The organism is Micromonospora sp. CA-244673 (assembly GCF_050948395.1).
In the GTDB taxonomy this organism is placed as follows: domain Bacteria; phylum Actinomycetota; class Actinomycetes; order Mycobacteriales; family Micromonosporaceae; genus Micromonospora.
In genome coordinates this window covers 1,423,492-1,450,478 of record NZ_CP192019.1, presented here as the reverse complement: position 1 = coordinate 1,450,478, position 26,987 = coordinate 1,423,492, and the positions used below count along the sequence as shown (strand labels likewise).

Below are 26,987 nucleotides of genomic sequence, written 5' to 3'. Positions count from 1 at the left end.
CGTGAAGGGGACAGGCGTGTACCGCTGGACCGACCCGATCGAACCGGATGGCGTTCCCCGACGCCCCGAGCCACCGACCGACGAAGGGCCGGCCTGGCTCACGGACCGGCCCGAGCCGCGGTCGTCCTACCTCTTCGGTGACGAGCCGGGGCAGCCCGGCCCGGACCGCACCGAGGCGCCCACCGGCGCCTGGCAGGCCGACGCCCCGGCCACGCCGTGGCGGGACGACCCCACGCCCGAGCGCACCGGCCACCTCCCCGCGGCCGGCGCCGGGACGCACGGGTGGGCCGACGCCGGGCGGTACGCCGACGCCGACCGGACCGGGTACGCCCCGGCCGCCGAGTCACCGGCGTACGGCCCGGCGGCCCACCCGGGCGCACCGATGTCCCCGTACGAGCGGGCCGCCGGCTGGCACCCCGACGAGCAGCCCACCGCGTGGCAGCCGACCGTGGACGAGCGGCCCGCCGCCGCGTGGCAGCCGGCCGCCGACGAGCGGTCGACGGGCGCCTGGCAGCCGGCCGCCGACGAGCGGTCGACGGGCGCCTGGCAGCAGGCCGCCGACGAGCGGTCGACGGGCGCCTGGCAGCCGGTCACCGACGCCTCGGACGAGGACACCGGCCGGCACCGGCAGCGGCGCCGCCTGCCGCGCCCCCTCCTGATCGGCGGGGCGGCCGCCGCGGCGACCCTCGTGGTGAGCCTCGGCGTGGGCGCCCTGGTGCTGCCCGGTGGTGACCAGCCGACCGAGCGGACCGCGGCCGACGCCCCGGTGGCCGCCGCCCCGCTCGCGCCCGGGGACACCGACGTGGACCCGGGCGACGCGCTCGCGCCGGAGTCGACGAGCCCGAGCGCCGCGCCGACCAGCGCCCGGCCGACCCCGACGAAGAAGCCGACCCCGAAGCCGAGCCGGACCACCGCCCCGTCCCGGCAGCTGCCGCGGAGCGCCGCGCCGAGCAGCACGGGCGCCACGACGGCCTCGGCCAAGGGGCTCACCGCGGAGCTGCGACAGGTCGTCGACCTAGTCAACCAGGAGCGGGCCAAGGCCGGCTGCAAGGCGCTGACCGTCGACGACAAGCTGACGCTCGCCGCCCAGCGGCACAGCCAGGACCAGGCCGACCACAAGAAGATGTCGCACGACGGCAGCGACGGCAGCGACGTGGGCGACCGGCTCGACCGGGTCGGCTACGCCTGGCGGTCGTACGGCGAGAACGTCGCCTGGAACCAGCAGAGCGCGGCCGCGGTGATGGACGCCTGGATGAACTCCCCGGGACACCGGGCCAACATCCTGAACTGCTCGTTCACGGAGATCGGCGTGGGCGTGGCGCGGAGCAACGGGCCGTACTGGACGCAGGACTTCGGCACCCCGCGCTGAGCGGCGCGTCGTGACCGGGCCCGCGCTCGTTGACCGGGTGAGGTACGCCGGGGACGCCTGAGCCGTGCCGGCCCCGCGGCCGGCGCACCGGGGCCGCCGGAGACGTACCGGCAGGGGGCGGGGTGCCGCCCGCGACCCGGGAGCTGTCGATGCGGATCCGGCCGGCGTGGGCCGTGCCGCCCCGGCCGGTCCGCGTCCGCCGACGCGGGCCGCGCCGGGGCGTCGCGGTCGTGCTGACGCTGCTGCTGCTCGCCCCGGCGGCGGCCTGCCGGGAGCCGATCGTCCCGCCCGGGACGCCCACCCCGTGGCCGTCGGCGCACGCCCGGGACTGGCAGTGGCAGTGGCAGCTCACCGGCCCGGTGGACGTGACCGTCGACGCCGACGTCTTCCTGCTCGACCCGGTGCGGACCACCTCCGACGAGACCGGCGCGCTGCGCGCCCGCCACCGCCGCCTGGTGTGCCAGGTCCGGGTCGGCACGTACGCGACCGGCGACCCGGACGCCAGCCGCTTCCCGGCGGCGGTACGCGGGGCGGCCGTGTCCGGCCGGCCGGGCAGCCGGTGGCTGGACGTACGCCGGTGGGACTCGCTGGAGCCGGTGCTGGCCGACCGCTTCCGGCTCTGCCGGGGCAAGGGCTTCGGCGCGGTGGCGCTCGACGACGCCGACGGCTACCTGCACCGCCCCGGCTTCCCGCTCAGCTTCGACGACCAGTTGCTGTTCAACCGCCGGCTGGCCGAACTGGCCCGGCGGCTGGACCTCTCCCCCGGGCTGGTCGACGACCTGCCGCAGGTGGCGGCGCTCGCCCCCGACTTCGACTTCGCGGTCAACCAGGAGTGCGTCCGCCGCGGCGGGTGCGACAAGCTGCTGCCGTTCACCGACGCGGACAAGCCGGTCTTCCACGTGGAATACACCGGCGACCCGGCCGACTTCTGCGTCACCACGGTCGGCTACGGCTTCTCCTCCATCCTCAAGGACCGCAAACTCGACGCCTGGCGCCAACCCTGCGCGCTGCCGTAGGCATCGGTCAGATCGAACGACGTGCAAGGCGTGGCCGCTGCGGTGGTCGCAGGTGCCTCTCCTTGTGCTGCCGGACCATTTCGTCCCACACCTCCTGAGGAAAGTCGAGATCCGGCGGTATCCACCGATGCGAGTTGTCGGAGTAGTGGAACTTCTCGTCGCCCGGCCTGAGCACGCTCACGGCAACCACCCGAGGAAGCGGCGATGGAGCGGGCCAGCCGGAGCCCAGCTCATGTCCTGCGTGGCGGATACCAGGTGCGCGGCCATGTAGAGGGAAAGGGACACCCGGCTGCCTTCCTACTCGGCAAGCAGTTGTCGACGGCGCGTGGGACAGGGCCAGGGCAGGCTGCACCTCGCGCAAGTCCAGAGTGGCTGAACGGGTCCGTGATCAGTCATGGACCGTGCAGGTCTTTCGCGGCATACGACCACGATGCCGGTCAGCCGACCGGTTAGTCAACTGGCAATATCCAGTAGACTAGCAGCCATCTATCTACGTTCATGCCATGGACCGAGGGCCGGGGCAGCTCATGGGGCCCTACGAGATCGCCCAGCGCCTGGGCGTGTCGCGGCAGCGGTTCCAACAGCTCGCCAGGTATCCCACCTTCCCGAAGCCGTACCAGGAACTGCGCGGCATGAAGGTCTGGCTGGCCGACGACGTCGAGCGCTGGATCAAGGAGTACCGCCAGCCGCGCCCCACCGAGGACGACACACCGGCCTGAGAAGCGCCGCCAGACCTTCGGCGTGCTGCTCCCGCGCGCCGCCATCCGCACGCGTCCGGGAGGCGGGTCGCTACCCTTCGGCAGTGACGAATGACGCCGATGTCGCGCTGGGTATCGAGGCTGCTCGCCGGTTGGCGCACCTGGGCCTGGTGGACATCCAGCCAGGGCTCACCGACGCCGAGTTCGCCACCATCGAACGACGGTTCGGCTTCGAGTTCGCCGACGACCACCGCGCTTTCCTCGCGGCCGGGCTGCCAGTCTGGACGCCCGGCCAGGACGACCACCCGGACAAGGCAAGTTGGGGCTGGCCGAACTGGCGCCAGCTCGACTCCTCCTCCACCCTGCACGAGCAGGTCGACTGGCCGCTCGCCACCGCGCTGGACGAGATCCAGCACGGCGAGTGGCCGCCCGGGTGGAGCCGTCGCCCTCACGACCTCGCCCGGCGCATGGCCAAGGCGAAGCGGCTTCTCGCCGACGTTCCCCGGATGGTTCCCGTGTACGGCCACCGCTACCTGCCGGCCGGCCGCGGCTCCTCCGGGCATCCCGTGCTCTCCATCCACCGACTGACCGACACAATCGTGTACGGCAACGACCTCGCCCACTACATCGATCAGGAGTTCCGAGAGCCCAGGGTGACGGTGCCTCTCTGGCGTGACTACGTGTGAGGTGACGGAGGCCTGTCCTCGGGAGAGTGGTCGCGCTCCGCACCCAGCGGCTGTTCGTCGCGCGGGTACATGACACCGGGAGCCGGTGTACCGCGCGACGTGCGTACCCCTGGGAAGCGGCACCGCCCCCGGCCCTGGACGGGCGGGGGCGGTGCCGGGGGGAGCGGCGGTCGTCAGCCAGGCGCGCCACCGGTGACGGGGGCGGGGGTCCCGGCGCCGCGCTGCGACGGGACGCCGGCGTGCTCGGCGCTGAGCGGGGTGGCCAGTTCCTCCAGGGACTTCCCCTCGGCCTTGACGCCGAGGGTCAGCTCCACCAGGCCACCGATGATCATGACGGCGGCGCCGACGACGAAGGCGACCACCGTGTCGCCGACCTTGCCGGTGCCGACCAGCTTGGCGAAGAGCAGCGGGCCGGTGATGCCGCCGGCGGCGGTGCCGATCGCGTAGAAGAACGCGATGGCCATGGCCCGGGTCTCCATGGGGAAGATCTCGCTGACCGTCAGGTACGCGGCGCTGGCGCCGGCCGAGGCGAAGAAGAGCACCACGCACCAGCAGGCGGTCATGGTGACCGCGTTCAGCACGCCCGAGTGGAACAGCCAGGCGGTGCCGAGCAGCAGCACGCCCGAGCCGATGTACGAGCCGGCGATCATCGGCACCCGGCCGACGGTGTCGAAGAGCCTGCCCAGCAGCAGCGGGCCGAGCAGGTTGCCGACCGCGATCACCGCGAAGTAGTAGCCGCTGTTGCCCGGCGGGACGTCGAAGAAGGTCTGCAGGATCTGGGCGAAGCCGAAGGTGATCGCGTTGTAGAGGAACGCCTGCCCGATGAAGAGCGAGAAGCCGAGGGTGGCGCGCTTCGGGTAGCGGGCGAAAAGGGTCCTGGCGATCTCCAGGAAGTTGGTGCTCTTCCGCTGCTTGACCTCGATCCAGTTGTCCGCCTCGGTGAGGTCCTTGCCGGTCTCCCGCTTCACCTCGGCCTCGACCGAGTCGACGAGATGGTTCGCCTCGTCGGCCCGGCCGTGGATGAACAACCACCGCGGGCTCTCCGGGACGTGCCGCCGGACCAGAAGGATCACCACGCCGAGCACCGCGCCCAGCCCGAACGCCACCCGCCAGCCGAGGTTGGTGGGCAGGCCGTTGAGCAGCGGCACGGTCAGCAGCGCGCCGAGCGCCGCGCCGAGCCAGAAGGTGCCGTTGATGATGATGTCGATCCGGCCGCGGTGCCGCGCCGGGATCAGCTCGTCGATCGCCGAGTTGATGGCCGCGTACTCGCCGCCGATGCCCATGCCGGTGAGGAACCGGAACAGGAAGAACCACCAGGTGTCGAAGGAGAGCGCGGTCAGCGCGGTGGCGACCAGGTAGAGCCCGAGGGTCAGCAGGAACAGCTTCTTGCGCCCGAACCGGTCGGTGAGCCAGCCGAAGAACAGCGCGCCGGTGCAGGCGCCGGCCACGTAGAGCGCGGCGGCCAGGCCGGTGACCTGGCTCTGGGTGATGCTCAGGCCGCTGCCCGGCTCGGCCAGCTTGCCGGACAGGTTGCCGACGATGGTCACCTCGAGGCCGTCGAGGATCCACACCGTGCCGAGGCCGATCACGATCATCCAGTGCCAGCGGGACCACGGCAGCCGGTCCAGGCGGGCCGGGACGTTGGTCCGTACGGTGCCGGTCCGCACGTCGGTGCTCATGACGCGCTCCCGGGGGCTGCGGTGGCCGGGGCGCGACGATGGGCCCCCGGCGTGAGCTGTTCGTCCATGGCGGCCCACATGCCCCGCCGCCGCGGCCGTTAATCCTGCCGTGACACCTCCGTCACAGGGCGAAGGGCGGACCCGATCGGCCCGCCCTCCCCCGTCCCCCCGAGCTCAGCGCGCGCCGACCAGCTCCGGTGCGGGCGCGGGCGGCTCGGCCGGCGGGGTCGCCGCCCGGCCACGCAGGAACCGCGGCGCCCACCAGTTCGCGTCGCCCAGCAGGGTCATCAGCGACGGCAGCACCACCGCCCGGATGATCGTGGCGTCCAGCAGGATCGCCGCGGCCAGCCCGATGCCGAGCTGCTTGAAGTCGATGGTGCTCAGCGTCGCGAAGATCGAGAACACCCCGACCATGACGATCGCCGCGCTGGTCACCACCCCCGCCGACGAGGTGATGCCGTACGCCACGGCGTCCTTGTTCGACATCCCCTGGCGGATGCCCTCCCGGATCCGGCTGACCACGAAGACGTGGTAGTCCATGGAGAGCCCGAACAGCACCACGAACAGGAACATCGGCAGCCAGGTGACGATCGCGTCCATCGAGGTGAAGCCGAGCAGCCCCTCCGCCCAGTCGCCCTGGAAGACCAGCACCAGCAGGCCGTACGCGGCCCCGGCGGAGAGCAGGTTCAGCAGGATCGAGGTGAGCGCCACCACCACCGAGCGGAAGGTCCAGGCCATCACCAGGAAGGTCAGCGCCAGGACGAAGGCGGCCACCAGGGGCAGCTTCGCCCAGATGTGGTCCGCGTAGTCCTCGCTGGCCGCCACGCCGCCACCGACCGCGTACTCGACGCCGGGGATGCCCTTCAGCGCGGCCGGGACGAGGTCCTGGCGCAGCTCGTGCAGGGAGCGGGACGCCTCGTCGGTGCGGCTGGCGTACGGCGTGGCCACCTCCAGCACCGACACCCGCCGGTCAGCCGACACCTTGATCTTCGGGCCGTCCCCCTCGGCCGGCGCGAAGAGCGGGTCGGTGGCGGCCCGGCCGGCCAGCCCGGTGAGCGCGGCCTGCACCCGGTCGGCCTGTTCGGCCGGCGCCCGCACCGCCACGGTGTGGCTGGTGCCGTTGCTCGGGAAGGCCGCGGTGAGCCGGTCGTACGCCTGCATGGCCGCCGTGGTGCGGGGCACGTCCTCCATGCCGGGGAACTTCAGCTTCATGCCCAGCGCCGGGGCAGCCAGGGCGAGGAGCAGCCCGACCGAGACGACCAGGGTGGCCATTGGCGCGCGCAGCGCCGGCTTGAGCACGGCCGGCCAGAACCGGGGCCGGGCCGGCTGGCCGTGCCGCCCGACGCGCGGGGCGGTGAGCCGCCACAGCAGCGGCACCCGGGGCCGGTCGACCCAGCGGCCGAGCCGCGCCAGGAGCGCCGGGAGCACGGTCAGCGAGCCGATCACCGCGACCGCGACCACCAGGATCGAGCCGACGGCGAGCGACGAGAAGATGGCGTCCTGGGCGAGCAGCAGCCCGGCCATCGAGATGATCACGGCGGTGCCGGAGACCACCACGGCGTGCCCGGAGGTCTCCGCCGCGATCTCCACGGCGTCGAGCCCGGAGCGCCCCTTGGCCCGTTCCTCGCGTTCCCGCCGGACGTAGAACAGCGAGTAGTCCACGCCGACCGCCATGCCGATCAGCAGGATGACGCTGGCCGTCGTGTCGGTGGCCGGCACCAGGTGCGAGGCGAGGGTGGAGAGTCCCATGGCCGCGGCCACCGAGGAGAGCGCGAGCAGCACCGGCACGCCGGCCGCGATGAGCGCCCCGAACGCGATGATCAGGATGGCCAGGGTGACCGGCAGGCTGAGCAGCTCGGCCCGCTTGAAGTCCTTGCCGAGGGTGTCGTCGAGCGCCTGGCCGATCGACGGGCCGCCGACCTGCTCGACCCGCAGGTCCGGGTGCGACTCCTGGACCTTCGCGGTGGTGTCGCGCAGCGGCTGCACGCGGTCCGAGGCGGTCTCCGGGTCACCGGACATGGTGATCGGCACGAGCATCGCGTTGCCGTCCCGGGACGGCATGGGCGCGCCCACCGCGGTCACCCCGTCGACCTGCCGGAGCCGGGCCGCGGCGTCCTCGGCGGCGGCCGTCGCGGCGGCCGGGTCGAGCGTGCCCGAGCGGGGCGTGATCAGCACGTTCTCGGTGGCCGGCTCGTGGAAGCCGCCACTGTCGACGATCAGCTGGGCCCGCCCGAACTCGCCGATCGCCTGGTCGTCGTCGGTCGCCTCGTTCAGGCCGGCGGCGTTACCGCCCACGAAGCACACCGCCACGAACACCACCCAGAGCGCGATGGCTCGCCACGGGTGCTCCGCACTCCACCGTGCCAACCGCACGGTCACCGGTCGCCTGCCCATACCTGGGACCCCCTCCAGACGTCGGCCCTGTGCCGACCTCTGCTGACGCTAGGGAGCGGGCCGCGCCCGGGACATCGGGGAACGGCCCCCGCTCGTCCCCCATCCGCCAGGCTCCGGCCGGGCGGCCCGAACCGGGTCGGCCAACCGGACAGAAGGGGACTTTCAGGGTACGACCGGGGGACGCGCCGGGCCGCGACCGGCGAGGCACACGGGCACAACCCCGAGCCGGCTCGGGGTCATCCCCGGAGGGTGCCCCGGGGGCGGGGCTGGCAGCGCGGGCAACTGTAGGAGGACCGGTTCATGAACGCCTCGCGCCGGATCGGCGCCCCGCACCGCGGGCAGGGCTCCCCCTCCCGGCCGTACGCGTTCAGCGACCGGTCGAAGTAGCCGCTCTCGCCGTTGACGTTCACGTACAGCTCGTCGAAGCTCGTGCCGCCCTGCTTGATCGCCTCACCGAGCACGTCCCGGACGTGGCCGAGCAGCCGGGTGGCCGCCGGCCCGGTCAGCGCGTCGGTCGGCCGGGCGCCGTGCAGCTTGGCCCGCCAGAGCGCCTCGTCGGCGTAGATGTTGCCGACACCGGAGATCAGCGTCTGGTCGAGCAGCGCCCGCTTCACCTCGGTGCGCCGCTTCCGCAGCGCGGCCACGAAGCCGGCGTCGGAGAACTCCGGGTCCATGGGGTCCCGGGCGATGTGGGCGATCTCGGCCGGCAGCTCCGCCCCGCCCTCGGAGACGGACAGCCCGCCGAACGTGCGCTGGTCGACGAAGCGCAGCTCCGGGCCGTCGTCGGCGAACCGGAACCGGACCCGCAGGTGCAGCTCGTCGGCCGCGCCCACCGGCTGGAGCAGCAGCTGGCCGGACATGCCGAGGTGCCCGATGAGGGCGTCCCCGCTGTCCAGCGGCAGCCACAGGTACTTGCCCCGGCGCCGCACGTCGGTGATCGTCCGGCCGGTCAGCACGTCGGCGAAGTGCCCGCCGCCGGGCTCGTGCCGGCGGACCGCCCGGGGGTGGCGCACCTCGACGGCGCTGATCCGCCGGCCGACGACCCACTCGGCCAGCCCCTGCCGGACGGTCTCGACCTCGGGCAGCTCAGGCACGGCCGGCGCCCGTCTCGGCGGGGTCGCCCGCCGCCTCGATCCCGTCGGCGGCGGCCTTCGCGGCGGCCTCCGCCTCGGCCTGCTCGGTCAGCATCCGCCAGGCCGACTCGGCGGCCCGCTGCTCGGCCTCCTTCTTGCTGCGCCCCTCCGCGCCGCCGTAGCGGTTGCCGGCCACCACCACCCAGGCCGTGAAGGTCTTGAGGTGGTCCGGGCCGGTGCCCTCGATCCGGTATTCCGGAACGCCCAGCCCCAGCGCGGCGGTCAGCTCCTGGAGGCTGGTCTTCCAGTCCAGCGCCGCGCCCCGGCCGGCCGACTCGGCCATCAGCGGGTCGAACAGGCGGTGGATCACGAGGGCCGCGGTGTCCAGGCCGTACTGGAGGTAGATCGCGCCGAGCAGCGCCTCCAGCGTGTCGGCCAGAATGCTGGCCTTGTCCCGGCCCCCGGTGGCCTCCTCGCCCTTGCCGAGCAGCAGGTACGCGCCCAGCCCGTCCGGGCCGAGGCCGCGCGCCACGTCGGCGAGGGCACGCATGTTGACCACGCTGGCCCGCAGCTTGGCGAGCTGCCCCTCAGGCAGGTCCGGATGGTTGTGGAAGAGCGCCGTGGTGATCACCACGCCGAGGACCGAGTCGCCGAGGAACTCCAGCCGCTCGTTGGTGGGCAGGCCACCGTTCTCGTACGCGTACGAGCGGTGGGTCAGCGCGCGCTCCAGCAGTTCCGGGTCGAGCGACACCCCGAAGGCCGTCTCCAGGTGGCCGACGGGAGCACGCCGCCGCTTGTCGTTGGTCATGGTGCTACCTCGGTGTCGTTGCGGTCAGGTGCGGGATCGTGCGGAATCGCGTCGAGCAGGGTCGAGACGGTGTGGGTGGCGCTCCGGCGCCACAGGTGGGCGGCGAGGGCGATGCCGGAGGCGACGTCGTCGGGCCGGGCCGCGCCGTGGCAGACCACCACGGTGCCGGCCACCCCGAGCAGGGCCGCCGCGCGGGGCGCGCCGCCGCTCGCCGGGGGCCCGCCGGCCATCGCGTACGCGCCCTCGATGGCCTTGAGCAGCACGTTGCCGGTGAAGCCGTCGGTGACCACCACGTCGGCGCGGGCGCCGAGGGAGATGTCGTACCCCTCGACCAGGCCGACGTAGCGGGCGCCGCAGGGCAGCGGCACGGCGGCGAGGGCGGGGTCGGCGGCGCGGCGCAGCCGGTCGCCCTTGCCCGCCTCGGTGCCGACGGAGAGCAGCCCGACCCGGGGCGCGGCGACGGCGTGCGCCACGGCCGCGTAGGCGGCGCCGAGCACGGCGTGGCGGGCCAGGGTGGCGGGGCCGGGTTCCAGGGTGCCGCCGACGTCGAGCAGCACGACCGGCCCGTCGACGGCCGGCAGGGTGGCCACCAGGGCGGGCCGGCGTACCCCGGTCCAGCGACCGAGGCCGAGCGCGGCGGCGGTGACGGTGGCGCCGGTCGAGCCGGCGGAGACGAGCGCGTCGGCGAACCCGTCGCGGACGGCGTGCACGGCCGCGCGGACGGTGCTCTCCCCGCGCGCGGCGGTGGGGTGGTCGGCCATGCCGACGGCGGTCCGCACCGGGCGGACGGTGACCCGGGCACGCTGCTCCGGGTCGAGCGCACCGATCAGCCCGTCGGCGACCTCGGTCGGTCCGACGAGCAGCAGGTGCAGGTCAGGGTCGGTACGCACCGCTCGCAGAGCGCCGTCAACCACGACGGCGGGAGCATCGTCCCCGCCGAGGAGGTCGACGGCGATCCGCGCGGTGCCCGGCTCCGTCGGCGCGCCGGCCGGGGAACGGCCGGCGGCGGAGGGAGCCGGGGCACCGGGCGAGAGCCTTGGTGCGTGCGCCACCCGACCGGCGGTCGGGGACGTCACTCGGCGATCAGACGTCGAGGACCTGACGGCCGTTGTAGGTGCCGCAGACGGAGCAGGCGGCGTGCGGCAGCTTGGCCGACTTGCACTGCGGGCAGGCCACGGTCGCCACAACCGCGGCCTTCCAGTTCGCCCGGCGGGCGCGGGTGTTGCTGCGCGACATCTTGCGCTTGGGGACGGCCACGGTTCCTACTCCTCTGTACGGGTCAGTTGCGACAGGCCCGCCCAACGCGGGTCGACCTGCTGGTGACTGTGGTCGGCCGGCAGATCGTCCCAGTGCACCCCGCAGTCGGGGCACAACCCTGGGCAGTCCTCCCGGCAGAGCGGGTTGGTCGGCAGTGCGAGCACCACCGCATCCCGCAGCGCCGGCTCCAGGTCGATCAGATCGCCCTGCATTCGGCCCACCTCGTCGGTGTCGGTCGTGTCGTCCGTGGTGCTGTTCTCGTACGCGTACAGCTCCTGGATCGTCACGGCCACCGAGTCGTCGATCTCGCGCAGGCAGCGCCCGCACTCGCCCTTGACGGGACCGGTGACGGTCCCGGAGACGAGCACGCCCTCGGACACCGACTCCAACCTCAGGTCGAGGTCGAGGTCCGCGCCCTCCGGCACAGTGATCAACTCCACGCCGAGGTCCGCCGGTGCCGGCACGACCCGCCGATGCGTACGCAACACGCCAGGCCGACGCGGCAGGTCCCTCGTGTCGAGGACCAGCGGCGACCTGGGGTCGAGTTGGCTTGGCGAGTGCTTGGGCATAGTTAGACTCCGGCCGGTGAGAGGCCGACAAAAAAGGTTACCTGGGCGACCCGCGAACCGTCTAACCGGGGGCACGCCGCCCTGGCGCGTCGGCTGCCGGCTGTCGGCCGCCGGCCCGCGTGCCGCTCAGAAGGGTAGCGGGCGATCCGCCTCGTCCCCAGCGAACGTGCCGATCTCCCGCAGCGCGTGCATCTTGTCCCGGCCGCGCTCTATCGAGGCGAGCGCCCGGGTCAGGAACTGCTCGAAGTTGGCCAGGGCGGTGTCGACGTAGTCGTCGACCTCGTCGCGCAGGCGCTGCGCCTCGGCGCGGGCCTCGGCGATGATGCGGGCGCCCTCGTGCTCGGCGGAGACGGTGATCTCGTTCACCGAGACCAGGCGGGCGTGTTCCGCCTCACCCTCGCTGATGATCCGGTCGGCCTCGCGCTTGCCGGCCTCCATGATCTTGTCCCGCTCCTCCAGCAGGGCGGCGGCCCGGCGCAGGTCGGCGGGAAGCTCCACGCGCAGCTCGTCCAGAGCGGCGATCATCTCGCCCCGGTCGACCATGCAGTTGTTGCGCGACATCGGCACGGAGCGGGCCTGCTCCACCATGGCGATCAGTTCGTCGATGCGATCGAGCGGGTCCACCGGTACCTCACTCCTGTCGTTCGTCTGCCGACCTACATGATGCGGCCTGCGCCCGGGTTCGGCGCTGCACACATCATGTAACGCGCCCTCCACCCGCGCCGCTACACCCCCACCCGGCGCGTCCCGCCGGGGACCGGCGGGTCGGTCAGCGGCGCAGCCGGGTCACGAGCTCCTCGCGGACCACGTCCGGGACGTGCGCGGAGATGTCCCCGCCCCACTTGGCGACGTCCTTGACCAGGCTGGAGGAGAGGAACGAGTAGAGCGGGTTGGTCGGCATGAAGAGGGTCTCCACGCCGGCCAGGCCGATGTTCATCTGGGCCATCTGGAGCTCGTAGTCGAAGTCGCTGACCGCGCGCAGGCCCTTGATCAGCACGCTCGCCTGCTGGGCGCGGCAGAAGTCGACCAGCAGCCCGCGGAACGACTCGACCCGCACGTTGTCGTACGAGGAGGTCACCTCGCGGAGCATGTCGATCCGCTCCTCGACCGTGAACAGCCCCTGCTTCGACTGGTTGACCAGCACGCCGACGATCACCTCGTCGAAGAGCCGGCTCGCCCGGCCGATGATGTCGAGGTGTCCGTTGGTGACCGGGTCGAACGAGCCGGGACAGACCGCACGTCTCATGATCGGCGACCGTACCAAAGGGTGGTCTCGCCGTAGCGGCGGCTGCGCTCGCCAGTGACGCCTTCCACCCACCCGACCGGGCCGGTGCGGCTGGACCGCTCGACGACCACCAGGGCGTCCGGGGCCAGCCAGCCGCCGCCGACCAGCGCGGCCAGCATCGCGGTGATCTCGCTGTCGGGTACGGCGTAGGGCGGGTCGGCGAAGACCAGGTCGTACGGCCCGCCGTCCGGGCCGGCGGCGAGCACGGTCGCCACCTTGCCGGTGACCAGGCGGGCGGCCGGGGCGGCCCGGAGCGCGGCGACGTTCTCCCGGATGACCCGGGCGGCCCGGGCGTCGGACTCGACGAGCAGCACGTGCGCGGCGCCCCGGGACAGCGCCTCCAGCCCGACCGCGCCGGAGCCGGCGTAGAGGTCGGCGACGCGGGACCCGTCGAGGTCGAGCTCGGCCTGCACCGCGCTGAACAGGGCCTCCCGGACCCGGTCGGAAGTCGGCCGGGTGCCGGCGCCGGGCGGGGCGGCGATCCGCCGGCCGCCGAGCGTCCCGCCCACGATCCGGGTCACCGTCGCTCCCTCCGCATGCCCCGACGCTACGCGATGTCCGGATTGGGGCGCGCAGACCACCCCGTGGCGACGGTCCGTCACGGCTCGTACATCAATGATCTCAAATTTATAACGGTCCCTTTACGACCCGTCGTTTCCGGTAACGCCCGTGCTGTCGATCTCGCTAGGGTCTGCCCGATTGTCGTGCGGACGTGTGACTCCGGTCCGTCCGCCGCACTCTCCCATCCTCCCCTCATCAGGAGTAGGCGTGAACCGTCTCAACCTCCGGCGTGCCGCCGTCCTCACGGCCGGCGCGCTGATCGGCCTCGCGGGCGCGGCGGTAGCCGCGGCCCCGGCCAGCGCTCACCACAGCGAAGTCAAGGTCACGGCCGAATGTGACACCGCCAAGGGCGAATGGGTCACCACCTGGACCGTTCGCACGTACGCGCCGGGCGGCGTGACCAGCTACCGGCTCACCAAGGCCGAGGCCAGCAGCAGGACGGGCGAGACCACCTCGCCGTTCACCATCGACGGCATCCAGGCCACCGACGGTGACACGTACCCGCACAAGGTCTCGGAGCCGCTGGTCGGCACCGCCCGCCTGGCCGGCGACAGCACGGAGGCGTCGCTGACGGTCCGGACCGAGTGGGACAACAAGTTCCGGGAGAACGACGACAAGAGCGCGTCCATCCGGTTCAGCGAGAGCTGCGACAAGGTCGTCACTCCCCCGCCGGCCACGGCCAACCCGACCGTCACGGTGACCTCCGACTGCACCGGCGACGTCGCGGTGAAGCTGCAGAACGGCGAGGAGGCCACCAAGAAGGCCTCCTTCACCGTCACCGGCAGCGGTGACTTCAGCAGGACCGCGGAGGTCGCGCCGGGCAAGAGCCTCCCGATCCGCGTTCCCGCCAAGAACGCGGCCCACATCACGGTGACCGAGGCCGGTCAGGAGCAGCCCCTCTTCGACGACAAGCCGGCCGAGGCCAAGGACTGCGTCCAGCCGGGCGAGCCGTCGGGCAGCTTCCGGTCCACCTGCGACGAGCTGATCTTCCAGGTCGAGAACCCCGAGGACGGCAAGACCGTCGAGATCACCTTCACCCCGAACAAGGGCGACGCGCAGAAGCTCGTCGTGCGGCCGGGTGCGACCGGGACCGCGAAGTTCAAGGCGTTCGAGGGCCTGAAGGTGACCCCGACGGCCGAGGGCCTGGACGACTCCGGGCCGATCGCCTGGGAGAAGCCGAAGGACTGCGCGCCCGGTGCGGGTGGCGGCAAGCCCGAGGGCCCGACCCTGCCGCTGACCGGCGCGGCGACCGGCGGAATCGTGGCCGGCGCCGCCGTGCTGCTCGCCGCCGGTGCGGTGCTGTTCGTGATGGCCCGCCGTCGCCGGATCCGCTTCACCGCCTGATCCGCCACGGATCGCCCGAGGGCGCGTCGACCACCCGGTCGGCGCGCCCTCGGCTCATTCCAGCTCCGCCCGCAGCAGCGCGGAGTCGATCTCCGCCTGGTTGGTCAGCACCACGAGGCGGCGGTCCGAGTCGGGGAACCAGGCGGCGAACGCCTTGTAGCCGCCGTTGTCCCCGGAGTGGTGCACGGCCCGCTCCCCGCCCAGCGGGCCGACGAAGAAGCCGTAGCCGTACGCCTCGCCGGCGCGGCCGGTCGGCGCGTGCGGGGCGGTCAGCACGGCCGCCGCCGCCGGCCCCAGCAGCCGCCCGCGGCGGGGCACGTCCAGCCAGGTGAGCAGGTCGGCACCCGTGCACCAGACGTCCCCGGCGCCCATGCTCACCGTGTCCAGGTCCCACGACGGCACGGGCCGGCCGCCCTCGTGCCCGGTTGCCACGTCGTCCCGCCCGGCGGCGCCGCCCGCGAAGCTGCCCGTCATGCCGAGCGGCCCGAAGACCTCCTCGGCGAGGAACGCGGCGTACGGCCGGCCGGACGCGCGCTCGACGGCCCGGGCCAGCAGGACGTAGCCGGGGCTGCTGTAGTGCCAGCCGGTGCCGGGAGCGAACAGCGGCGGCACACCGGCGAAGACGGCCAGCAGCTTGTCGGGCTCGGCCGGCCCGGCCAGGTCGATCATCGGGTACTCCTCCCAATGCCCCAGGCCGGAGGTGTGGGTGAGCAGGTGGTGCGGGGTGATCCCGGACCAGGCCGCCGGCGGGTCCGGCAGCCAGCGGCCGATCGGATCGTCCAGGCGCAGCGCGCCCCGCTCGGCGAGGAGCAGCACCGCGACGGCGGCCATCTGCTTGCTGATCGAGGCGATCTGGAACCGGGTCGCGCGGGTGCAGGCCGATTCGGCGTCGGCCTGGCCGGCGACCCGCTCCACCAGGAGGTCGTCGCCACGGGCCAGCAGGAGCACGCCACGGTCGAGAGAAGGGGTCGGCATCGCCCGAGCCTAGGCCCGGGCGGCCGTCCGGTGGGGGCCCCGGCCCGCCGGCGGTCCCCGGTGGACGCCCGGCCGGGTCAGCCCTTCTCCAGGTATTCGGCGCGTTCCTCGTCGACCAGGGCGGCGACCGAGGCGGCCAGCGCCGGGTGGCGGGCCAGCTCCGGATCCTCCTCGACCAGGGTGATCGCCTCGGCCCGGGCGTCCCGGATGAGGTCGGTGTCGCGCAGCAGCGACAGCAGCCGCAGGTGAGACCGGCGGCCGGACTGGGTGGCGCCCAGCACGTCGCCCTCCCGGCGCTGCTCCAGGTCAAGCTCGGCGAGCTTGAACCCGTCGGTGGTGGAGGCGACCGCGTCGAGCCGTTCCCGGGCCGAGGAGCCCTCCATCGCCTCGGTGACCAGCAGGCAGAGGCCGGCGGCCGAGCCCCGGCCCACCCGGCCGCGCAGCTGGTGCAGCTGGGAGACGCCGAACCGGTCGGCGTCCAGCACGATCATCACGGTGGCGTTGGGCACGTTGACGCCCACCTCGACCACCGTGGTGGCCACCAGCACGTCGAGGTCGCCGGCGGCGAAGGAGCGCATCACGGCGTCCTTCTCGTCGGCCGGCAGCCGCCCGTGCAGCACCCCGATCCGCAGCCCGTGCAGCGGCCCTTCGGCGAGCAGCGGGGCCACCTCGGTCACCGCGAGCGGGGGCCGGCGGCCGGAGTCGTCCTCCCGCGGCGCCTCCTCGTCCGAGGCCGGCCCCTCACCGATGCGAGGGCACACCACGTACGCCTGGTGTCCCTTGCCGACCTCCTCGCGCAGCCGGCGCCAGGCCCGGTCGAGGAAGGCCGGCTTCTCGGCGGCCGGCACCACGTGCGAGGCGATCGGCGAGCGGCCCTGCGGCAGCTGCGACAGGGTGGAGGTCTCCAGGTCGCCGTAGACGGTCATGGCGACCGTGCGCGGGATCGGGGTGGCGGTCATGACGAGCACGTGCGGCGGCTGGTCGGCCTTGGCCCGCAGGGCGTCCCGCTGCTCCACGCCGAACCGGTGCTGCTCGTCGACCACCACGAGCCCCAGGTCGGCGAAGTCGACCCCCTCGTAGAGCAGGGCGTGGGTGCCGAGCACGATGCCGGCGCGTCCCTCGGCCACCTCGGTGAGCGCCCGTCGGCGGGCGGCCGCGCCCAGCGAGCCGGTGACCAGCTCCACCCGGGTGGCGTCGTCGGCCGCGCCCAGCTCGCCCGCCTGGGCGAGGGGGCCGAGCAGGTCGAGCATGCCCCGGTGGTGCTGGGCCGCGAGCACCTCGGTCGGTGCGAGCAGCGCGGCCTGCCCACCGGCGTCGACCACCTGGAGCATGGCCCGCAGCGCCACGACCGTCTTGCCGCTGCCCACCTCGCCCTGGAGCAGCCGGTGCATCGGGTGCGCGGTGGCCAGGTCGGCGGCGATCTCCCGGCCCACGGCCTGCTGGCCGGAGGTCAGCTCATACGGCAGGCGGGCGTCGAACGCGTCGAGCAGCCCGCCCGGCTTCGCCGGCCGGGCCTTCGCCGGCCACGCCGCGGCCCGGTGCTTGCGCTGCACCAGGGTGAGCTGCACGGCGAACGCCTCGTCCCACTTGAGCCGGCGGCGGGCTTTGTACAGCTCCTCCTTGCTGGTGGGCCGGTGGATCTCGCGCAGCGCCGCGCCGATGCCGACCAGGTTGCGGCCGGCCCGCACGGTGGCCGGCAGGGGGTCGTCCGGCGGGGTGAAGGTGTCGAGCACCACCCGCACGCAGCGGGCGATCACCCACGTCGGCACGGCCGCCGCGGCCGGGTAGACCGGGATAAGCGCACCGGCGAACTCCTCGACCTCCTCGTTGGCCGCCGCCTCGCCGTCGCCGCCCTCGCCGAGCAGCACGTATTCCGGGCCGTTGAGCTGCCGCTTGCCCCGGAACTCGGTGACCTTGCCGGCGAACAGCCCCCAGCGGCCGGGGCGCAGCTCCCGCTCCCGCCACGCCTGGTTGCCGAAGAAGGTGAGGGTGAGCAACCCGCCGGAGCCGTCGCCGACGGTGACCTCCAGCAGGTTGCCCCGGCGCTGCCGCATCGGCCGGACCGCGGTGCGCTGCACCTGGGCCAGCACGGTGACCTGCTCCCCCACGTCCAGCGAACGGATGTCGGTGTGCTCGCCGCGCTCGTCGTAGCGGCGCGGGAAGTGGTAGATCAGGTCGCCGGCGGTGTGCAGGTCGAGGTGGCTCGCCAGGGCCTTGGCGGTGCGCTCCCCGACCAGCTTCTTGAGCGGTGTGTCCACGGTGGCCGGTTCGCTCGTCATTCGACCCCCAGCAGGAGCGGATAGTGCGGCTGCCCGCCCTCGTACGCCTGCACCTCGACGAACGGCCAGGTCCGCTCGACGTGCTCGCGTACGCGGTCGGCCAGCCCGGACGGGGCGTCCGCCCCGCAGAGCAGGGTGACCAGCTCGCCGCCGCCGCCGAGCATCCGGTCGACCACGGCGGTGCAGGTGTCGAGGAGGTCGGCGCCGATGAGGTGCACCTCACCCTCGACCAGCGCCAGCACGTCGCCCGGCCGGCACGGCCCGGCCACGGTGAGCGCTTCCTTACTCGCGTGGCAGACCTCGGCGTAGCGGCAGGCGCCGGCGGCCTCGGCCATGGCGATGACGTCGTCCTCGAAGCGGCGCTTCGGGTCCCGCACGGCGAGGGCGGCGAGGGCCTGCACCGGGGACCGGGTCGGCACCACGCTCACCTTCACCCCGAGACTGTGCGCCTCCCGGGCGGCGGCGCTCGCCACCGACTGGGTGTTGGGGTCGTTGGGCAGCACCACCACGCGGGCGGCGCGCGTGGCCCGGATCGCGTCGAGCAGCTCGCCGGTGGACGGGTTGGCCGGCACCACGGTGGCGCCCTCCGCGCCGAACAGCTCGGCGATGCCGGCGCCGGTGGCGACCACCACGGCGGCCCGGCCGTCGGGCCGCGCCGCCGCGGGCGAGGGCGCCGGGGCCGCCTGGTCGGCGAACCGGGTCACCGTGATCCGGTGCGGCCGGCCGGCCACCACGCCGGCCTCGACGGCCGCCCCCACGTCGTTGACGTGCACGTGCACGTTCCAGGTGCCGCCGTCGCCGACGATCACCAGGGAGTCGCCGAGGGCGTCCAGCTCGCCGCGCAGCCGGGCCACCGCCTCGTCGGTGGCGTCGAGCAGGTACTGCACCTCGTAGGCGTACGCCGGGGAGCCGGTCTCGCGGACGGCGGTGGCGGGCGCGGGGGCCGCGGGCGGCGCGGGCGCCGGGTGCCGCACGCTCTCCCCGGTGATGACCTCGACCAGCGCGTCGAGCAGCAGGCAGAGGCCGCGCCCGCCGGCGTCGACCACACCGGCGCGGGCGAGCGCGGGCAACTGCTCGGGGGTACGCGCCAGCGCGCGGGTCGCCTCGCCGGCCGCCGCCCAGGCCACCACGCGCAGGTCGTCGGTGTCCGCCCGTTCGGCCGCGCGGGCGGCGGCGGCGACCACGCTGAGCAGCGTGCCCTCGACCGGGTGGGCGACCGCGGCGTAGGCGGCGGTGGTGGCGTCGGCCAGCGCGGCGGCGAGCTGCCGGCCGCGGACCGCTGGTGCGGCGCCGAGCGCGTCGGCGAAGCCGCGCAGGATCTGCGAGAGGATCACCCCGGAGTTGCCCCGCGCCCCGAGCAGCGCGCCCCGGGCCATCAGCCGCAGGGCGTGACCGTGCGGGGTGTGCCCGTCGTCGGGGAGGGTCTCCAGGTCCATGGCGAGGGCCTGCTGGGCCGAGGTGAGGGTGAGGACCAGGTTGGTGCCGGTGTCGCCGTCGGGAACCGGGTAGACGTTGAGCTCGTCGATCTCGCCCTGGTGGCGCTGGAGGGCGGCCAGCCCGCTCGCGCACCAGCGGCGCACCGCGGCGGCGTCGAGGGTGTCCAGCACGTCGGGAAGCCTACTGGCGCGCACCGACACCCGCCGGGGCCCGGCCCGCGTGTCCCGAGCGGTCCCGGGGACGACGCGCCGCCGCCCAGCGGCCCCCCAGGTACGCTGGGCCGGCCCCGACCGGGCCGGTTGGGCGTACGGGCCGGTCATCGGGTAACCTGGCCAGGTTGCCCGGGCTGCGCCTGGCGGCGACCTCATGAACGTTTCAATCCCAGGAGTATCCCGTGGCTAGCGTGTGCGACGTCTGTGGCAAGGGGCCGGGCTTCGGCCACAACGTGTCCCACTCGCACCGGCGGACCAACCGCCGCTGGAACCCGAACATCCAGTCGGTGCGTACCCCGGCCGGTGGCGGCACCACCAAGAAGATGCAGGTCTGCACCTCGTGCATCAAGGCCGGCAAGGTCACCCGCGCCTGACGCGGTAGCACCGCCTTCACAGCTTCGTCGGATGCCGGCGGACCCATCGGGTCCGCCGGCTTCTGTCGTGTCCGCACGCCGGTGCTGACGGGTCGCCGACCGTGCGGCGACCGGCCGCGCCGGCCCGGTTAGGGTGCTGCTGCGCCGGCCGTCCGTTCCGGCGCGGGGCGTGGGGGAGGTACGACCGGTGGAGCTGGACCTGGGGCGGGAGCAGCTGGTGGTGATCGGCGGGTCGTTCGGCTCGCTGCGCTGGTTCGACCAGGAGCTGCCGCCGGGCAGCGTGGTCCTGGTCGAGGAGCCGGACGTGATCCGCCGCCGCGGCCTGGAGGGTTTCGTCGCCGGGTTGTCGATGGTCGCCCGGCTGGTGCCGGCCGAGTACCAGACCGGTTTCGACGCCGACGCCCTGCTCGCCCGGGAGCCCGGCCTCGCCGGTGCCCGGCTGGTCCTGCCCGGCCTGGAGTACGCGGTCGGCGCCGCCGCCCGGCTGGCCGACCGGCTCGGTCTGCCCGGCGCCGGGGTGGCCGCCGCCGACGTCTTCTCCGACAAGCACCGGATGCGGCTGCTCGCCGACGCCACCGGCCTGGCCAACCCGGCGTACGAGCTGGTCGACGACCCGGCGCGGGCGGCCGAGTTCGCCCGGGCGCACGGCGGCCGGTGCGTGCTCAAGCCCACCCGCCGCTCCGGCAGCCTGGGCGTGCAGCTGGTCACCGACCCGGCGGAGATCACCGGGCGCTGGGCGGCCAGCGCCGCCCCGCCGGAGCCGGCCGAGGCCACCGAGCGCGGCCTGCCCACCGGTGTGCTGGTGGAGGAGCTGCTTATCGGCTCGGAGCACAGCGTCGAGCTGCTGGTCGCCGACGGCGAGACGATCTTCGCCAACGTCACGGACAAGCGGATCGCCGGCGGCCGGTACCCGGTGGAGACCGGGCACACCGTGCCGTCCGCGCTGCCGGGGGCGGAGCAGCGGGCACTGCGGGACGCGGCGGTCCGGCTCGCCGAGGCGGCCGGTTTCCGCAGCGGCATGCTGCACAGCGAGTGGATCGTGGTGGACGGCGTGCCCACGCTGGTCGAGTGCGCCGCCCGGATGCCCGGCGACATGATCACCGCGCTGGTCTCGATCGCCTACGAGGTCGACTTCATCGAGGCGTACCTGCGGGTGCTGCGCGGCGAGCGGCCCGCGCTGCCGGCCCGGCCGACCGGCGCGGCCGCCGTCGAGTTCCTGGTCGCCCCGGCCGGCCGGGTCACCGCCGTGGACGGCCGGCGGGCCGCCCTGCGGACGCCGGGGGTGCTCGACGCGCAGATCGAGGCGAAGGTCGGGGACCACGTGCCGGAACTGCTCTCCTCGGCGCACCGCAGCGGGCACCTGCTGGCCTGGGGCGCCACCCCCACCGAGGCGGAGGGCGCCGCCCGCAAGGCGGCCGGCGAGATCCGGATCAGCGTCGGCTGACGGCGGCGGTCAGAGGGTGCGGCCGTAGGAGAGGCAGCCCGGGGCGTCCTGGTAGAAGCCGAAGTTCGGGATCCGCTCGTAGCCGGCCGAGGTGTACATGCCGATCGCCTCGGGCTGCTTGTCGCCGCACTCCAGGATCATCCGCTTGCGGCCGTGGTCGCGGGCGGACCGCTCGACCGCCGCGAGCACCGCGCGGGCCACGCCCCGGCCCCGGGCGGCCGGCACCGTGTACATCCGCTTCAGCTCGGCCGCGTCGTCGCCGTGGCTGCGCCAGCCGCCGCAGCCCACCGGCTGCCCGTCGAGGTAGGCGACCAGGAAGGTGCCGGCCGGCGGCTCGAACTCGGCCGCGTCGACCGGCGTGTCGTCGCCGCTGCCGCCGTACCGCGCGCCGAGGTCGGCCAGGGCCGCCCGGATCAACGCCTGCGACTCGGACGCGTCGAAGCGCCGCGCCCGGATCTCGATCTCGCTCACGAAATGCAAGGGTACGACCGGTCGCCGGCCCGCCCGGGCCGGATCACGCGCATCGGACGCAGATCACTCCGAGCGGCGGAAGTGGTCCCAGCCGGCGGGGCCCGCGTACGGGGAGCCGTCCACGGTCACCCCGCTGCCCTCGGTCACCCGCCCGACCGGCCGCCAGCCCGCCGGCAGCGCCGCGGTCGCCGGGAAGGTCGCGGCCAGCGCGTGGTCGTCGCCCCCGCCGAGGATCCACGAGTACGGGTCGACGCCGAGCGCCTGCGCCGCGTCGCGCATCTGCCGGGGCACCTCGAACGCCTCCCGGGTGAGGTCGACGGCCACCCGGCTGGCCTTCGCCACGTGCCCCAGGTCGGCCAGCAGCCCGTCCGACACGTCGATCATGGCGGTGGCGCCGTGCGCGGCGGCCTCCGGGCCGGCCGCGTACGGCACCTCGGGGCGGCGGAACGCCTCGACCAGCAGCCGGGGTGTCCGGAAGCCCCGGGACAGCACGGTGTAGCCCGCCGCCGCCCAGCCGGTGCGGCCGGCCAGGGCCACCACGTCCCCGGGGCGGGCCCCGGACCGGACCACCGGCGCCCGGCCGGCCAGGTCACCCAGCGCGGTCACCGCGATGGTCAGCGTGGGGCTGGCCGACATGTCCCCGCCGACCACGCTCGCCCCGACCAGGGCCGCCTCGGCGCCGAGCCCCTCGGCCAGCTCCTCCGCCCAGCTGACGTCCAGCTCGGCAGGCATGCAGAGGGCGACCAGCAGGGCCGTGGGGGTGGCCCCCATGGCGGCGATGTCGGCCAGGTTGGCCGCCGCCGCCCGGTGCCCCACGTCGCGGGCCCCCGACCAGTCCCGGCGGAAGTGCCGCCCCTCGACCAGCACGTCGGTGGAGGCGACCACCCGCCGGTCCGGCGCCGCCACCACCGCCCCGTCGTCGCCGGGGCCGAGCAGGCAGCTCTCCCCCTGGGCCAACCGGGCGGTCACCCGGTCGATCAGCCCGAACTCACCGACATTCGCGACCGTCATGCCGTCCCCTCGTCGCGCTCTTCAAGCTCCACAGTCCCGCCACCACCGCTCCGACGTGTGCTCGCTCACCGCGTCCCGCCGCGACCGATACAGATCAGGGCCGCTCCGTAGGGTAGTTTCACCCTTCGGGCCGCCCGAGGCGGCGACGGACGGAGGTCGAGTCGTGGTACAGGCGTACATCCTCATCCAGACGGAGGTCGGTCGCGCGCGTGACGTGGCCGGTCAGATCGCGGACCTTGCCGGCGTGGTACGCGTCGACGCCGTCACCGGGCCCTACGACGTGGTCGTCCTCACCGAGGCGAACACCGTCGACGAGCTCGGCAAACTCATCGTCAGCAAGGTGCAGATGGTGCCCGGCATCACCCGCACCCTCACGTGTTCGGTGGTGCGGCTGTAAGTGGAAGAAGTCACGTCCTCCCCCGCTGTCGACGAGTCCCGCCCGGCGCGTCGCGACCGGTCGACCCGCGGCGCCGCGCTCTGGGCGACGCTCATCGCGGTGCCGGTCACCCTCGCGGTGGCCGGGTTCACCTTCGCGAAGCTGGCCCCGGACTCCCCGGCCGCCGCGCCGAGCCCGTCGGCGTCCGCCGCCCGGCCGCAGTCGAGCGCGCCGGTCGAGCTGCCGGCCCCCGCCCTGGCCGAGCGCCCGGCCACGGTGTGCCGCGCCCTGGTGTCCCAGCTCCCGGCGACCGTCCGCGACCTGGCGCAGCGACCGGTCACCGCCGGCGCCGAGCAGAACGCCGCGTACGGCGACCCGGCGCTCACCGTGGCCTGCGGCGGCACGCCGCCGCTCGTGCAGCCCACCGACGAGGTCTGGTCGGTGAACAAGGTCTGCTGGCACGCCGTGCAGGAGGCGGACGCCACCGTGCTGACCACCGTCGACCGGGAGACCCCCGTCCGGGTGCGCGTCCCGAAGCAGTACGAGCAGCCGCTCCAGTGGGTCACGCCGATCTCCGACGCGGTGGTCGCCTCGGTGCCCGCCGCGAAGACGGCCCCGTCCGGCTGCTCCGCCTGACCGTCGCCGGCCGGTCGCGACGCCGGGGCGTCAGCGGCCGGCGCGGCGCAGGGCCGTGCGGATGAGCCGGTTGACCAGCTTCGGATACTCCAGCCCGCTGGCCGCCCACATCCGCGGGAACATCGAGGTCGGGGTGAAGCCCGGCATCGTGTTGATCTCGTTGAGGTAGACGTCCAGCTCCGGGGTGACGAAGAAGTCGGCCCGGGCCAGGCCGGAGCAGTCCAGCGCGGTGAACGCGCGGGTCGCGTACTCGCGCACCTGCCGGGTCACCGGCTCGGGCAGGTTCGCCGGGATGTCGTACTCGCAGGCGTCGTCGATGTACTTGGCCTCGAAGTCGTACCAGTCGTGGCCGGAGACCACCCGCACCTCGGCCAGCACCGACGCCTCCGGGGCGCCGCCGGCCTCGCCCTCCAGCACGCCGCACTCGATCTCGCGGCCCACGATCGCGCCCTCGACCAGCACCTTCGTGTCGATCTCCCGGGCGGTGGCGACCGCCGCGTCGAGCTGCGCCCAGTCGTCGACCTTCGTGATGCCGAACGAGGAACCGGCGCGGGACGGCTTCACGAAGACCGGCAGCCCGAGGCGCTCCTTGTCCTCCTCGGCCAGCGTCATCCCGGCGCGCAGCACCGCGTACGGGCCGACCGGGATGCCCTCGGCGGCGCAGAGCTTCTTGGTGAACTCCTTGTCCATGGCGGCCGCCGAGGCGAACACGTTCGCGCCGACGTAGGGGATGTCGGCCATCTCCAGCATTCCCTGGATGGTGCCGTCCTCGCCGTAGGCGCCGTGCAGCACCGGGAAGACCACGTCCACGTCGGCCAGCGCCACCGGGCCCTGGGCCGGGTCGAGCACCATGAGGCCGCCCACGGCCGGGTCGGCGCGCAGCACCAGCTCGGCGCCGGAGCCGGCGGTGATCTCCGGGAGCTTGCGGTCGGCGATGGCGAGCTGGCCGGGGTCGCCACTGGCCAGCACCCACTGCCCCTGCCGGGTGATGCCGACCGGCACGACCTCGAACTCGTCCGGGTCGAGGGCGGCCAGCACGCTGCCGGCGCTCACGCAGGAGATGCCGTGCTCCGGGCTGCGGCCGCCGAAGACGATCGCCACACGGGTCTTGCCTGGGGTGGTCACTCCGGGTCACCTCTTCGTCCACGACTGCGGCTGCCGTGCTCGCCGGGGGCGCTCACCCGCTTGACCTTACTGTGCGTGGCGAGCGTCGGTGGTGGATACCCGGGGAGACGACGCGGTGGGCGGCAACCGGTCAGCAGGCCATATACGGGGAGTAACCGGATGCGGGCGGCCGTCGGGGCGTACCGGAAGCGGCGCGGTCCCTGGTGAGCCCGGGCGGCCGGTGGCGGGACCTGCCACCGGCCGCCCGGCTCCCCGCCCCCCGTCACCGCGTCCCGGGGGCGGGCCCGGTTCAGCTCCCGTGGTCCGCGATCAGGGGCCGGCGGCCGACCGCGATGACCTTGACCCGTTGCCGGCCGGCGCGGACCATGCCCAGCGCCATGAAGGCGCCGGCGATCCGGTCCGCCGCCTCGCGGCTGCTCGCGCCGACCACCTGCCGGCGCCGCTCGGGGCTGGTCCGCTCGTTGCGCCAGATCCCGTCGAGGGGGCGCACGTCGGTGAGGACCACGAGGAAGCGGGTCATCGCCGCCCACCCCCGTCGGCGGGGTGGCAGGCCGTCACCGTCATCGCGATTCCTCCCCGTCTGGCGTGCCGGTACGGGCACGCGGCGATCGGGTCGTGGGGGAGTAAAACCCGATCACCGCGCGCCCCATCCCCTCCGGTCGCTCACCACCACCGTCGCCACGACAACCGGCGGTGAGGACGCCGTCACAGATTGACAGGTGGACACGCGTGAATGCAACTCTCATCGGATTTCTCTCATGCCCAAGCTCCCATCGATGTGCGACCATCGATGCATGGCGCCGAAGACCGCCCGGGCCCGACGGCTCGGCATCGCCCTGCGGACCCACCGGGAGGCCGCCGGCCTCACCCTGGAGGCCGCGGCCGACGAGATCAACAGCACCCGCAGCACCCTGTCCCGCTACGAGAACGCGCAGACGCTGGTCAACCCGGCCACCGTGCGGGCGCTGCTCACCCTCTACGGGGTGGGGCCCGACGAGATCGCCGGGGCCGTGCAGCTCGCCAAGGACGCCCGCAAGCCCGGCTGGTGGGTGTCCTACTCGTACCTGCTGGACCGGCGGACCATCGACTTCATCGCCCTGGAGGCGGAGGCGACCGGGATCGCCAACTTCGAACCGTCGGTGGTGCCGGGCCTGCTGCAGACCGCCGACTACATCCGCGGGGTGATGCGCGGCGGCCCGCACACCCTCAGCGACGAGCAGGTGGAGCAGCGGGTCAAGCTGCGGCTCGACCGCCAGCAACGGCTGACAGGTGACGATCCGCCGATCCTCGACGCCATCATCGACGAGGGCGCGTTGCTGCGGCCGGTCGGCGATCGCACCGTGATGGGAGGTCAGCTCCAGCACCTGCTGAAAATGGCCGAGCTGCCCAACATCACCGTGCAGGTGATTCCCCTGTCCGCCGGATACCACCGGGGGACCCGGGGGTCGCTGCACATCCTGGAGTTCGCCGATCCGGAGGACCCGATCATCGCCTCGGTGGAGACCGTCGCCGGGCAGATGGTGCTGGACCGGCCGGGCGACCTGCGCACCTGCACCAAGATCATGGAGCACCTGCGGACCGTGGCGCTGAGCCCGGCGGCCACCCGGGACGAGCTGCTCCGACTGCTGAACGAGAGGTAGAACCCATGAACGGCACGAACAGCCCGCACCCGCCGGCCACCGGCTGGCGCAAGAGCAGCCACAGCGGCGATGAGGGCGCGTGCGTCGAGATGGCGCCGCTGCCGGAGGCGGTCGCGGTCCGCGACTCCAAGGACCCGGCCGGCCCGGTGCTGGTCTTCCCGCCGGCCGCGTGGGCCGCCTTCACCGACGCCCCACCGCGCCCCTGAATCCGCCGGCCGGCGGCACCGCGGCTCAGCCTCTGGCCGCGGCGAGTGGCGTCGCGACTCAG

Annotated in this window: 28 protein-coding genes and 1 pseudogene; 11 read left to right on the top strand and 18 right to left on the bottom strand. The window is 74.0% G+C overall.

What is annotated here, in order from left to right; genetic code table 11:
* Window positions 1-16: 16 nt before the first annotated feature.
* Window positions 17-1,369, top strand: coding sequence for a CAP domain-containing protein (locus tag ACQP12_RS07000; protein ID WP_433285983.1), 1,353 nt, complete (start codon window positions 17-19; stop codon window positions 1,367-1,369).
* 122 nt (window positions 1,370-1,491) lie between these two features.
* Entirely contained in the window at window positions 1,492-2,385 is an 894-nt protein-coding gene (locus ACQP12_RS06995; RefSeq protein WP_433285981.1) for an endo alpha-1,4 polygalactosaminidase, read from the top strand.
* 177 nt (window positions 2,386-2,562) lie between these two features.
* Here ACQP12_RS06995 and ACQP12_RS06990 read toward each other — a convergent pair.
* Window positions 2,563-2,781, bottom strand: a pseudogene (locus tag ACQP12_RS06990) (hypothetical protein).
* Between the two features lie 107 nt (window positions 2,782-2,888).
* On the opposite strand from ACQP12_RS06990, the gene ACQP12_RS06985 reads away from it, so the two are divergent.
* The gene (locus ACQP12_RS06985) at window positions 2,889-3,104 is read left to right on the top strand and encodes a helix-turn-helix transcriptional regulator (RefSeq protein WP_433285979.1); all 216 of its coding nucleotides are present in this window, start codon (window positions 2,889-2,891) and stop codon (window positions 3,102-3,104) included.
* Between the two features lie 83 nt (window positions 3,105-3,187).
* Window positions 3,188-3,769, top strand: a complete 582-nt coding sequence (locus ACQP12_RS06980) for a hypothetical protein (RefSeq protein ID WP_433285977.1) — start codon at window positions 3,188-3,190, stop codon at window positions 3,767-3,769.
* 173 nt (window positions 3,770-3,942) lie between these two features.
* On the opposite strand, the gene ACQP12_RS06975 is transcribed toward ACQP12_RS06980, so the two are convergent.
* The 10 genes from ACQP12_RS06975 to rsmD all read right to left on the bottom strand — a co-directional run bounded on the left by ACQP12_RS06975 (window position 3,943) and on the right by rsmD (window position 13,355).
* The gene (locus tag ACQP12_RS06975) at window positions 3,943-5,448 is read right to left on the bottom strand and encodes an MFS transporter (protein WP_433285975.1); all 1,506 of its coding nucleotides are present in this window, start codon (window positions 5,446-5,448) and stop codon (window positions 3,943-3,945) included.
* A 174-nt stretch (window positions 5,449-5,622) separates the two neighbouring features.
* On the bottom strand, window positions 5,623-7,842 hold the full coding sequence (locus ACQP12_RS06970; RefSeq protein ID WP_433285973.1) for an MMPL family transporter: 2,220 nt from the start codon (window positions 7,840-7,842) through the stop codon (window positions 5,623-5,625).
* Window positions 7,843-8,078: 236 nt separating this feature from the next.
* The gene (gene mutM / locus ACQP12_RS06965; RefSeq protein ID WP_357937427.1) at window positions 8,079-8,936 is read right to left on the bottom strand and encodes a bifunctional DNA-formamidopyrimidine glycosylase/DNA-(apurinic or apyrimidinic site) lyase; all 858 of its coding nucleotides are present in this window, start codon (window positions 8,934-8,936) and stop codon (window positions 8,079-8,081) included.
* Window positions 8,929-9,723, bottom strand: a complete 795-nt coding sequence (rnc, locus tag ACQP12_RS06960; protein WP_357937429.1) for a ribonuclease III — start codon at window positions 9,721-9,723, stop codon at window positions 8,929-8,931. The genes mutM and rnc overlap by 8 nt, the downstream gene beginning before the upstream one ends.
* Window positions 9,720-10,679 (bottom strand): phosphate acyltransferase PlsX, encoded by a 960-nt coding sequence (locus tag ACQP12_RS06955; RefSeq protein ID WP_433289149.1) that lies wholly within the window; start codon window positions 10,677-10,679, stop codon window positions 9,720-9,722. Before ACQP12_RS06955 ends, rnc begins: the two co-directional genes overlap by 4 nt.
* A gap of 127 nt (window positions 10,680-10,806) precedes the next feature.
* Entirely contained in the window at window positions 10,807-10,980 is a 174-nt protein-coding gene (rpmF, locus tag ACQP12_RS06950) for a 50S ribosomal protein L32 (protein WP_357937431.1), read from the bottom strand.
* Between the two features lie 5 nt (window positions 10,981-10,985).
* A complete protein-coding gene (locus ACQP12_RS06945; RefSeq protein ID WP_357937433.1) occupies window positions 10,986-11,549 on the bottom strand; it encodes a YceD family protein in 564 nt (187 codons plus the stop codon).
* Between the two features lie 126 nt (window positions 11,550-11,675).
* Window positions 11,676-12,173, bottom strand: coding sequence for a hypothetical protein (locus ACQP12_RS06940; RefSeq protein WP_091269033.1), 498 nt, complete (start codon window positions 12,171-12,173; stop codon window positions 11,676-11,678).
* Between the two features lie 145 nt (window positions 12,174-12,318).
* A complete protein-coding gene (coaD, locus tag ACQP12_RS06935) occupies window positions 12,319-12,795 on the bottom strand; it encodes a pantetheine-phosphate adenylyltransferase (RefSeq protein ID WP_357937435.1) in 477 nt (158 codons plus the stop codon).
* Window positions 12,792-13,355 carry a 16S rRNA (guanine(966)-N(2))-methyltransferase RsmD gene (gene rsmD / locus ACQP12_RS06930; protein ID WP_433285969.1) on the bottom strand — a complete coding sequence of 188 codons (564 nt, stop codon included), beginning with the start codon at window positions 13,353-13,355 and terminating at the stop codon, window positions 12,792-12,794. Before rsmD ends, coaD begins: the two co-directional genes overlap by 4 nt.
* 247 nt (window positions 13,356-13,602) lie before the next feature.
* Between rsmD and ACQP12_RS06925 the strand changes: the two genes are divergently transcribed.
* Entirely contained in the window at window positions 13,603-14,739 is a 1,137-nt protein-coding gene (locus ACQP12_RS06925) for a cell wall anchor protein (RefSeq protein ID WP_433285967.1), read from the top strand.
* Between the two features lie 54 nt (window positions 14,740-14,793).
* Here the strand turns inward: ACQP12_RS06925 and ACQP12_RS06920 are convergent, their stop codons facing one another.
* The 3 genes from ACQP12_RS06920 to ACQP12_RS06910 all read right to left on the bottom strand — a co-directional run bounded on the left by ACQP12_RS06920 (window position 14,794) and on the right by ACQP12_RS06910 (window position 19,600).
* Window positions 14,794-15,714, bottom strand: coding sequence for a serine hydrolase domain-containing protein (locus tag ACQP12_RS06920; protein ID WP_433285965.1), 921 nt, complete (start codon window positions 15,712-15,714; stop codon window positions 14,794-14,796).
* 77 nt (window positions 15,715-15,791) lie between these two features.
* Window positions 15,792-17,993: an ATP-dependent DNA helicase RecG gene (recG, locus tag ACQP12_RS06915; protein WP_433285963.1), complete on the bottom strand. Its 2,202-nt coding sequence runs from the start codon at window positions 17,991-17,993 to the stop codon at window positions 15,792-15,794.
* Window positions 17,990-19,600: a DAK2 domain-containing protein gene (locus ACQP12_RS06910; RefSeq protein ID WP_433285961.1), complete on the bottom strand. Its 1,611-nt coding sequence runs from the start codon at window positions 19,598-19,600 to the stop codon at window positions 17,990-17,992. Before ACQP12_RS06910 ends, recG begins: the two co-directional genes overlap by 4 nt.
* 224 nt (window positions 19,601-19,824) lie before the next feature.
* Here ACQP12_RS06910 and rpmB point away from each other — a divergent pair, with 224 nt between their 5' ends.
* Window positions 19,825-20,016, top strand: a complete 192-nt coding sequence (gene rpmB / locus ACQP12_RS06905) for a 50S ribosomal protein L28 (RefSeq protein ID WP_073832489.1) — start codon at window positions 19,825-19,827, stop codon at window positions 20,014-20,016.
* A gap of 187 nt (window positions 20,017-20,203) precedes the next feature.
* Complete coding sequence (locus ACQP12_RS06900) at window positions 20,204-21,460, top strand: ATP-grasp domain-containing protein (RefSeq protein WP_433285959.1); 1,257 nt, start codon at window positions 20,204-20,206, stop codon at window positions 21,458-21,460.
* 9 nt (window positions 21,461-21,469) lie between these two features.
* On the opposite strand, the gene ACQP12_RS06895 is transcribed toward ACQP12_RS06900, so the two are convergent.
* Window positions 21,470-21,931 carry a GNAT family N-acetyltransferase gene (locus ACQP12_RS06895; RefSeq protein WP_433285957.1) on the bottom strand — a complete coding sequence of 154 codons (462 nt, stop codon included), beginning with the start codon at window positions 21,929-21,931 and terminating at the stop codon, window positions 21,470-21,472.
* 63 nt (window positions 21,932-21,994) lie between these two features.
* Window positions 21,995-22,942 (bottom strand): thiamine-phosphate kinase, encoded by a 948-nt coding sequence (locus ACQP12_RS06890; protein ID WP_433285955.1) that lies wholly within the window; start codon window positions 22,940-22,942, stop codon window positions 21,995-21,997.
* A 163-nt stretch (window positions 22,943-23,105) separates the two neighbouring features.
* Here ACQP12_RS06890 and ACQP12_RS06885 point away from each other — a divergent pair, with 163 nt between their 5' ends.
* Together ACQP12_RS06885 and ACQP12_RS06880 are read left to right on the top strand one after the other, a co-directional pair.
* Window positions 23,106-23,339, top strand: coding sequence for an Lrp/AsnC ligand binding domain-containing protein (locus tag ACQP12_RS06885; RefSeq protein ID WP_018786298.1), 234 nt, complete (start codon window positions 23,106-23,108; stop codon window positions 23,337-23,339).
* Entirely contained in the window at window positions 23,340-23,954 is a 615-nt protein-coding gene (locus tag ACQP12_RS06880) for a DUF3515 family protein (protein ID WP_357937453.1), read from the top strand. It abuts the gene before it with no gap.
* A 30-nt stretch (window positions 23,955-23,984) separates the two neighbouring features.
* On the opposite strand, the gene ACQP12_RS06875 is transcribed toward ACQP12_RS06880, so the two are convergent.
* Window positions 23,985-25,079, bottom strand: a complete 1,095-nt coding sequence (locus tag ACQP12_RS06875) for a D-alanine--D-alanine ligase family protein (protein WP_357937455.1) — start codon at window positions 25,077-25,079, stop codon at window positions 23,985-23,987.
* Window positions 25,080-25,368: 289 nt separating this feature from the next.
* On the bottom strand, window positions 25,369-25,599 hold the full coding sequence (locus ACQP12_RS06870; RefSeq protein WP_357937457.1) for a hypothetical protein: 231 nt from the start codon (window positions 25,597-25,599) through the stop codon (window positions 25,369-25,371).
* Between the two features lie 274 nt (window positions 25,600-25,873).
* Between ACQP12_RS06870 and ACQP12_RS06865 the strand changes: the two genes are divergently transcribed.
* Window positions 25,874-26,719, top strand: coding sequence for a helix-turn-helix domain-containing protein (locus tag ACQP12_RS06865; RefSeq protein ID WP_433285951.1), 846 nt, complete (start codon window positions 25,874-25,876; stop codon window positions 26,717-26,719).
* A gap of 5 nt (window positions 26,720-26,724) precedes the next feature.
* Window positions 26,725-26,925, top strand: a complete 201-nt coding sequence (locus ACQP12_RS06860; protein WP_357937461.1) for a DUF397 domain-containing protein — start codon at window positions 26,725-26,727, stop codon at window positions 26,923-26,925.
* Window positions 26,926-26,987 lie beyond the last annotated feature (62 nt).